This is a genomic window from Coleofasciculus sp. G3-WIS-01 (assembly GCF_040223135.1).
GTDB lineage: Bacteria > Cyanobacteriota > Cyanobacteriia > Cyanobacteriales > Coleofasciculaceae > Coleofasciculus.
Genome location: NZ_JAVJZI010000122.1, coordinates 1 through 3,452, shown reverse-complemented (window position 1 = coordinate 3,452; position 3,452 = coordinate 1). Strand labels below are relative to the sequence as shown.

Sequence of the window (3,452 nt, the reverse complement as noted above, 5' to 3'; positions counted from 1 at the left end):
GTTCTAGGATACTTCCCCTCACCTACATGACTATTAAGTTGTCATCTGCTGAGGATTAAAGTGCTTTCTCAACCCTTATGGTTACTCAACAGATGCCAGTCGTCCCCCTGTTGCCAGGTTTAGACTGAACGAATCGCACTCACGGTCTAAAACAAACCCGCACAGACACTTATGTGTTCGTGTTGATAATGATTTTTTAACTATACAACCGCAATTGGAACAGTTTTGTGAAGTGTAGTGAGGCTTGACGGCAACTGTTGCTACACCAAACACTTTTCCAAAATACTCAAGCCAGCGTCTAAATTCAGACCAAGCGGCATCGCTAATCGATTTCGCTAGGTGATGATTCTTAACCATATTCCGCACTTGCAAGTCTAGCCTTCGGCAAGCCGCTGGCGCGTCTACATAAGCTACCAAGTCGTTAGACTGGATTACGCACAATGCAGTCTTTACTGCAAAGTCTTTACGTTGCCTAGTCACTTTCAAGTGTTTCTTAGCTAACTTCTGCTTAGCTTTTTTGTAGTTGTTAGACTGTGGTTTACCCTTTCTAAACTTCTTAGATACTCTCTTTTGGAGTCTCTTCAGTTGTTTTTCTGATTTTCTAAGAAACCTTGGATTATCAACTTTTACACCTCTTGAGTCAGTATATAAATGGTTTAAACCAACATCTAATCCTACAGTATTTCCCGTTGGTATTTTCTTCTGTGTCCTGTCATGATCAATACAGAACTGAGCATAATATCCATCAGCGCGACGTACTACCCTAACTCGCTTAATCTGTTCGAGTTGATAGTAGTTTAAGTCACGAGTACCGTAGAGCTTGAATTCTCCAGCTTGAAATCCATCAGTGAATGTGATTGAATCACGAGTTTCTGAAAGTTTCCAGCCAGAAGTTTTATACTCTACCGAACCATGGTTAGCGCGATTCTTTTTGTACTTAGGATATCCCTTCTTTCCTTTGACTTGCTTTTTGCAGTTATCAAAGAATCTTGAGATAGCCGCCCAAGCACGCTCTGACATTGCTTGTCGGGCTTGAGAGTTTAGTTTTCCAGCCCATGTCCACTCTTTACTCTTACCAAGAATCGTACAATACTTGGATAAGTCGTTGCGGTTTTTTGCATGACCATCTTCCCAATAGCGAAGGCAAGCGTTACGGATAAATACACCTGTACGAATAGCTTCGTCTAGCCGTTCGTACTGATGTTTTTTACCTTTTAACTTGCCTTCGTAAACAATCATTTTACCGCGTCAAACTTATGGTAGAATTATAGCATAATTTAGATGAGACTAGCAACTGAAGTTGCTAGCCTGTAAGAGGCGATTGAAATCGCTGCTATACAAACAAAGTCCGCCTGCGCGGACTGGGTTATAACCGGGGTAGCTAACCCGGGTTTGGTATTATTCGTCATTCGTCTTTAACATAAGCAGGCAGTTGAAACCCAAACAGCGCTCCTTTCGGTTTTCGGTTCTCTGCCCAAATTGTACCGCCATGGGCTTCAATAATCTGCCTCGTCAGGTATAGTCCTAGTCCCGAACCTGTGGCTTGGCGATTGGTGTGTCCTTGATAAAATCGCTCGAATAGGTGAGGTAATTCTTCCTCTGTAATGCCTTGTCCACTATCAAGCATCCTGACAATCTGATACTCTCCAGGGGATGCTAGTCTCACTTCGACTTTGCCGCCACGGGGGGAATGGTTGATGGCATTAACGAGTAAATTGGCAAACACTCGCTGCAATTGTAAAGCATCCCCATTCACCCATAAAGAACGGCGAAAGTCCGATTCACTATGATTCAAGAGGATATGTACCCGACGGCTGGCGGCTAAATCGGTGAAGGTGGCAATTACTTCCTCTGCTAACGCGACTAAATTTACAGGTTGGCGTTGGAGTTTTAGCCCCTCGGCATCATTACGATAAACATCCAGCAGCGTCTGGATGAGTTGTAATGAGGCATGATGAGAGCGATCCATCATCCTCAGCACTTTTTCTTGAGGCGGCGTTATCGTGCCAAATTGACCACCCTGAAACAATTTTATTGTTTCAATCGCTCCCAAGAGGGGGGTTTTCAGGTCATGGGTGAGGGTAGACACAAAATCTTCGCGAATACTGGCGAGTTGGGTTTGGGCTTGCAACTGGGCTTTGTGTCGCGCGATCGCTTCTTCATAGCGGCGGTTGCGATCGCTTAACCAACCTGTCGCGACTAATGCCATCACCGCAATGAATCGATTGGCGACTGTTGCTGGATTGGTTAATTCTACAGTGGGAACCACCAGATTTAAAAGCGTTAGCACAGAGGCTATCAGCGTGACTTGCAGGGTTGCTGAACGATTTAAGCGGGGGTTCGCCAGCAAAATTGGTCCGGTGTACAGGTAGCCAAACACGTAGTCTGAGGGTGTGGCATACTCCAAGGCAATCACCACAGCAAACGTCCCAGCTATCAGCCAACAGGTTTTGTGGTACTGGTTTTGAGGGAAAAATTTCGGTTTTAGAGCCAGTAATCGGCGCAACATTATAATTCGCTTTGTTTATTTTATCCAAGCCTATAGATTACTCCTAATCTAGCCTAAACTTAGCGTTCAGCTACCAACTATATCTCCAAGTATATATCTTTAATTAGACCTAGATATTCATCAAATATAAATTCGCATATAATCCGATAAATTTAAGCCATTATTGAAAAAACAAATAAATTTATACTCGATGGATGATGTGCATTTTCTCCTCAGCGTTAATAATTAAATTATTGAAAACTCGCTCACCATTCCCAGAACAGCTATCGAGGCAAAACCATGTTTACATTGTCAATCCACCTGATTCACCATCAAATTCAATGGTATAGCCGCCAATTCGGTATGAATTTTTCGGTTTTACCAATACCCAAAGAATGCCTACTCATGAATACGGTGAGACTCACCCATGGAATTGCCTCCACAATTGAAGCAGCAATGAATTACGGACAGGACTTTCTCTTGGTCGCTTTTTCCGACGCGATCGCCTCTATTTACGAAGTCCTAAATGACAACAGTGATGCCCTATTCCCGTCGGACTGGATTCGTCCCTTACAAAGGACAAATGATAAATAGGGAGCATGTTAACGCAAGTAGGTTGGGTTGAGGAACGAAACCCAACGCCACCATTACCGTGAACATAACGTGCTTTCCATGACATGCACCCGATAAATAACGTAGCTTGCTTCTTTTCGGAAGCGAGTATAACGATCACCGCCGTTAAACTTTACTCTACCCACCTACTGATTTATGTTACAATGCTTTTTCCAAATTGCCATAATCTTAGCAATATTAGTGGCAATTGTGGGTCTTCCGTACTTAGTGTGCTAAACTATTAAAATAAACCTTAAAATAATAAGATAAAAATGGCAAGGATAAAAAGAGAAATGACTAAGCTCCTAAACCTGCCGGGAGTTATAGCAGAAAATATCCAAGATGCTGAAGA

3 protein-coding genes are annotated in these 3,452 nt (G+C 43.0%); 1 reads left to right on the top strand and 2 read right to left on the bottom strand.

What is annotated here, in order from left to right; all coding sequences use genetic code 11:
• Window positions 1–81 precede the first annotated feature (81 nt).
• Both RIM23_RS12195 and RIM23_RS12190 read right to left on the bottom strand, forming a co-directional pair.
• The gene (locus RIM23_RS12195) at window positions 82–1,239 is read right to left on the bottom strand and encodes an RNA-guided endonuclease InsQ/TnpB family protein (protein ID WP_446367412.1); all 1,158 of its coding nucleotides are present in this window, start codon (window positions 1,237–1,239) and stop codon (window positions 82–84) included.
• Window positions 1,240–1,405: 166 nt separating this feature from the next.
• A complete protein-coding gene (locus tag RIM23_RS12190) occupies window positions 1,406–2,509 on the bottom strand; it encodes a sensor histidine kinase (protein ID WP_446367410.1) in 1,104 nt (367 codons plus the stop codon).
• Window positions 2,510–2,788: 279 nt separating this feature from the next.
• Between RIM23_RS12190 and RIM23_RS12185 the strand changes: the two genes are divergently transcribed.
• Complete coding sequence (locus RIM23_RS12185) at window positions 2,789–3,082, top strand: hypothetical protein (RefSeq protein WP_446367408.1); 294 nt, start codon at window positions 2,789–2,791, stop codon at window positions 3,080–3,082.
• The last annotated feature ends 370 nt before the right edge of the window (window positions 3,083–3,452 follow it).